5 protein-coding genes are annotated in these 4271 nt (G+C 26.8%); 3 read left to right on the plus strand and 2 right to left on the minus strand.

All coding sequences use genetic code 11. The annotated features are described in order from the left end of the window. The first annotated feature begins 485 nt into the window (after window positions 1–485). The 3 genes from CI949_RS17465 to CI949_RS17475 all read left to right on the plus strand — a co-directional run bounded on the left by CI949_RS17465 (window position 486) and on the right by CI949_RS17475 (window position 2059). On the plus strand, window positions 486–896 hold the full coding sequence (locus CI949_RS17465) for a bacteriohemerythrin (RefSeq protein ID WP_089719439.1): 411 nt from the start codon (window positions 486–488) through the stop codon (window positions 894–896). Window positions 897–913: 17 nt separating this feature from the next. After that, a complete protein-coding gene (locus tag CI949_RS17470) occupies window positions 914–1369 on the plus strand; it encodes a chemotaxis protein CheX (RefSeq protein WP_089719441.1) in 456 nt (151 codons plus the stop codon). A gap of 141 nt (window positions 1370–1510) precedes the next feature. After that, complete coding sequence (locus CI949_RS17475; RefSeq protein ID WP_290768718.1) at window positions 1511–2059, plus strand: hypothetical protein; 549 nt, start codon at window positions 1511–1513, stop codon at window positions 2057–2059. A gap of 255 nt (window positions 2060–2314) precedes the next feature. Here the strand turns inward: CI949_RS17475 and CI949_RS17480 are convergent, their stop codons facing one another. Next, window positions 2315–2602 (minus strand): EscU/YscU/HrcU family type III secretion system export apparatus switch protein, encoded by a 288-nt coding sequence (locus tag CI949_RS17480; RefSeq protein ID WP_089719445.1) that lies wholly within the window; start codon window positions 2600–2602, stop codon window positions 2315–2317. 46 nt (window positions 2603–2648) lie between these two features. Next, window positions 2649–4049: a flagellar hook-length control protein FliK gene (locus tag CI949_RS17485; RefSeq protein WP_290768720.1), complete on the minus strand. Its 1401-nt coding sequence runs from the start codon at window positions 4047–4049 to the stop codon at window positions 2649–2651. Window positions 4050–4271 lie beyond the last annotated feature (222 nt).

Consider the following 4271-nt stretch of genomic DNA (forward strand, 5'->3'; position numbering starts at 1 on the left):
ATCTTTACTATCCAAACCTAATCTAGCCATATATTCTAAATCATCACTATTTACATCTTTAAAAATTTTAACAAATAAATTTTTGTCGAAATCATCTAATTCTAAAGCTGCTGTTGAAATTGAAGAAAGTAATAAAATACTGATTAAAATAAACGAAATAAATTTTGCTTTCATTATTCAAGCCTCCTTTTATTTAAGTTCGTTTTGTTCTCTATACTCATTATATCGTTCATTACTATTAATTACAATTTTAAAAGATTTATTTTAAAAAACAAATTAAAGTACTTTTCTTATAGTTAGATTTGATAAAACAGTTAATATATTAAAATATAAATAGTTTTGCATTAAAAAGTTGTTTTTGCTTTTTTACTTAAATCTAATATAAGAACAAAAAAATTAGAAATAAAAAGCAGGAATAATTATTATTATAAAGAATAAAGTTATATAAGCTTAATTTTTTTGATAATAGATAAAGGAGTGAAAAAATGATCTGGAAAGATGAATACAAAATTGGAGTAGAGCTTGTTGACAGCCAACATGAAGAGCTTTTTAGGCGTTTGGGTGACTTCATAGTAACTGTAAGAAGCGAACAAGACAAAGAAGAAAAAAGAAAAGAAATTGAGAAAACTTTAGATTTTATGGGAGAATATGTAGTTACACATTTCAATGCTGAAGAAGCACTGCAAAAAAAATATAATTATCCAGACTATGAAAATCATCATAAAATACATGAAGATTTCAAAGCTGAAATAGCTGAATTCAAAGAAAAATATAAGGAAAATAATTATGATGAGGATTTTGTTTTGGAATTTAGTGGAAGATTATTAACCTGGTTAATTAATCATGTAGCATCAACAGATCAGGATATAGGTAAACATATTAATTCAGTTAAATAGAAGGAGGAAATTAATTAATGGATGTTAAATATTTAAATCCAATAATTGCAGCAACGGATTCGGTTTTTGAAACTATGTTATCTCTTAAGCCTGAAAAAGGAAAGGTGTCTTTTCAGGAAGAGTTAATAACTGATAAGGAAGCTAATGTTATTATTGGAATGACTGGAGATATAAGAGGATCAATTGTTTATAGTTTTTCTGAAGAAATGGCATTAAAAGTAGTGGAAGCAATGTCTGGCATGAAAATGAATACACTAGATAAATTTGTTACTTCTGCTATGGGAGAATTAGGGAATATAATCAGTGGTAAAGCTACTGTTGGTCTATCAGAACAAGATCTTGAATGTGATATTGTTCCACCCCAAATTGTCACAGGAAAAGAAATAAATATTACCTCTGAAGCTGATTCAGTGCTTATGGTTAACTTTAACACTGATCTTGGTGATTTCGATGTTAGTTTTGCCATAAAATAATTTAAATAAATTAAAAGCTCCTGATGGGGCTTTTTGTTTTATCAAGCAGGATTATAATTCTATCTCTAGAATAATAAATAATAACAGAATCAAAATAAGAAAATGGATTTTAAATAATTTATTGAGATGGAGGCAGCAATTATGGAAGATACTTATCAATATAATAAATATAAATTTGTAGAGAAACTTTATACACCAATTGGAATCTTAATGGCAGGTATTTTACTCCAATTTTTTTATCCAGGAATAGGTTTTTATCAAAAACTCTTAATTTATCTAGTCTACCTTTCAGCTTTACTTTTATTTACTTTTGATACCCTACCCGTTATTATCAGCAGCTATAAGGTTTGGGGTAAAAAAATAATTTTAACAAATAGAACAATAGTAGTCAAAGGCAATAATCATTTAAAAACCAAAGTTGTAAATAGAAAAGATATAGAAAGAATTATTTTTAGGTCTTTAAGAGGTGAAGATGTAGAAATACCACATTCCAGAAAACTTGAGGATATAGATGATAAACTTTATGAACTGGCTGGGAGAAAGTTTGTGATAAAATATGATGAAGAAAATTCAGGTGATATAAAAGCTGTAAATCATGAAAATGAACTAGTAATTTATTTAGAATTACTTCCTGCAAAATTTATTGAAGATTTTATAAAATGGTATCAGGCCGATATTGCTTTGGAATAATAATACAATATATTTATTTAACTCCATTGTTATAATGTCAAATTATCCGGTGGAGTTTTTTATAAACTATATTATCTACTGAATTACTGGATTGAATTATGTTAAGTATAAAAATTTTATATCTCCTGCCATCACCGGCCTTTTGGTTAACTGATAGATTTTTCGTTTATCAAGAAAGTGGTGTTAGTTCTATCTGAAATTTTTTAGAAGAAAAAGATTTTGATCAAAAACATCTTTCTGCCGAATTTACCTAAATTATGATTGTAGATCTTCTAAATCATAAAAGAAAGAAAGTATTTCAGCAATAATTGTATATAGTTCTTCTGGGACTTCATCACCAATATTTAATTCAGCTAGAACTTGGACAACATCTTTATCTTCTTTGATAGGGATGTTTTCCTTTCTGGCTTTTTTTATTATCTGTTCTGCTATACTTCCTCTACCACTAGCTATAATTTTAGGAGCCTGATCAGTGTTTTGATCATATTTTAATGCAACAGTTTTTTTTGTTTTAAAATGATCTTTATTTTTATCGATTGGCATATCTATTACCTCATTTCTAAAAGTGTTTGTCCAAAATTAATTAGAATTATATTTTAATATCTATATGTGTATAATGTCCTTCTTTGTCAATCTCATTTATTTCACTTAAAATAATTTTATTAAAAAAATCATCTTTTTCTTCTCCTAAGCTATTTAAATTTTTTATGCGAACATTATTAATAGTAAAGCCTTCCTCTTTAAGAGCTAAGTGAAGTTTCTCAAATCTATCTTTTATCAAATTTGCTGTTTCAGCACTTTCTGTAAAAAAAATAGTATTAATATGTTTATGATTAACATTAACTTTAGTCTTAATAGGACCAATGTTTTCAAATTCTAGGATAAAGGAAATATTGTAACTATTTTTATCTTTTAGTTTTGCACTGTTATTTTCTTCTTTCACAACTTTTAACATCAAAGAAGATAATTTATTTTCCTTTAGTTGAATAGGAATCTCTAAAGCAAGGATTAGTGGTGTGTTCTGACTTTTCTGCTGCAGATTAACTAATTTTTGTCCCAATAGATTATTTGCTATTTTTTCTTCATTTTCTCCTCCTATTTTATTAAAAAGAGAAAGTAATTGGTCTGAAAGTTCACTTTGAGCTGCTAACGATTTTGCGATTTGTTCAACATTGCTATTTAAATTTACTGCAGATTCATTTTTGCTAATTAGAGGGAATTTATTATTATTTAGATTGGCAAAGATTTGAGCTTTATCTTTTAAATTTTCTGTAAACTGATTTATATTCTGTTCAAAATGACCCTTTATTTCTTTGATTAGGTTTTCAGTTAGAGGTAGCTGATTATTTTCTAAAAATGCGAAAGCTTTTATAAGTGAAATTTTTTCAGAAGTACTTTCTATATTATTGTGGTTTATAAAATTAATTAAAACTTTAACTGTATTCTGATTAAAATTTTGGTTTAGATTATTTGATTTGCTTAAAATTATATTTTTTAGTTCTTGATCCAAGTTGTCATATTTGTTTAAAAGCTGAGAAAAAAGATTAATATTTTCAGGTTTAACATTTTGCTCAGCAGCAGTTTGAGTTTTAAGATCAAGTTTTGAATTTAAGACAGCAGGTTGTTGATTAGCTATAGGTAGATTTTGCTGACTAAGAGTATCAATATTAATTATAGAATCTTTAATTTCATTTAGATTAAGTTGTGAGAGCAAATTGTTTAGCTGTCCTAAGGATAATGAGTTATTCGAAGCTAAAAATTCTTCCAGTAAAGGGCTTAAATTGCCATTATTATTAAAAACTGAACGCAGTGCATTAATCAATTTTTCTGAATATGGAAGACCATTTATTTCTAAAAATGCAAAGGCCTTAATTATAGCCATCTTTTCATTATTGTTTATATTTGGATTAGTTTCTAAATATTGTAAAAGATTTGCAACAGTTTTTTCAGTCAAAGGTATTTCCATTTTAGCCCAGCTATCTAAAAGCATTTTTTGTGTATCATCTTCTAGGGAAGCTAAAAGTCTAAAAATTTTAGGTAAGAGCTCATCATTTTTATTTTTAATCTGGCTTTCATCAGTACTAATATTATCACTATTTAAAGTCTTTCTTAAAATACCAATATCTAATTTTCTAATTGGTGCTAGACTATTCAAATCCATAACTGCCACTCCTAGCTAAAAAAATTTACTTACTGTCTCTTATACACATCT

The organism is Halanaerobium sp., from assembly GCF_003070835.1.

Bases quoted from the DNA above. Each gene is read 5' to 3' on its own strand.
- CI949_RS17465 (WP_089719439.1), top strand. From the start codon at position 486: ATGATCTGGAAAGATGAATACAAAATTGGAGTAGAGCTTGTTGACAGC.
- CI949_RS17470 (WP_089719441.1), top strand. From the start codon at position 914: ATGGATGTTAAATATTTAAATCCAATAATTGCAGCAACGGATTCGGTT.
- CI949_RS17475 (WP_290768718.1), top strand. From the start codon at position 1,511: ATGGAAGATACTTATCAATATAATAAATATAAATTTGTAGAGAAACTT.
- CI949_RS17480 (WP_089719445.1), bottom strand. From the start codon at position 2,602: ATGCCAATCGATAAAAATAAAGATCATTTTAAAACAAAAAAAACTGTT.
- CI949_RS17485 (WP_290768720.1), bottom strand. From the start codon at position 4,049: ATGCTTTTAGATAGCTGGGCTAAAATGGAAATACCTTTGACTGAAAAA.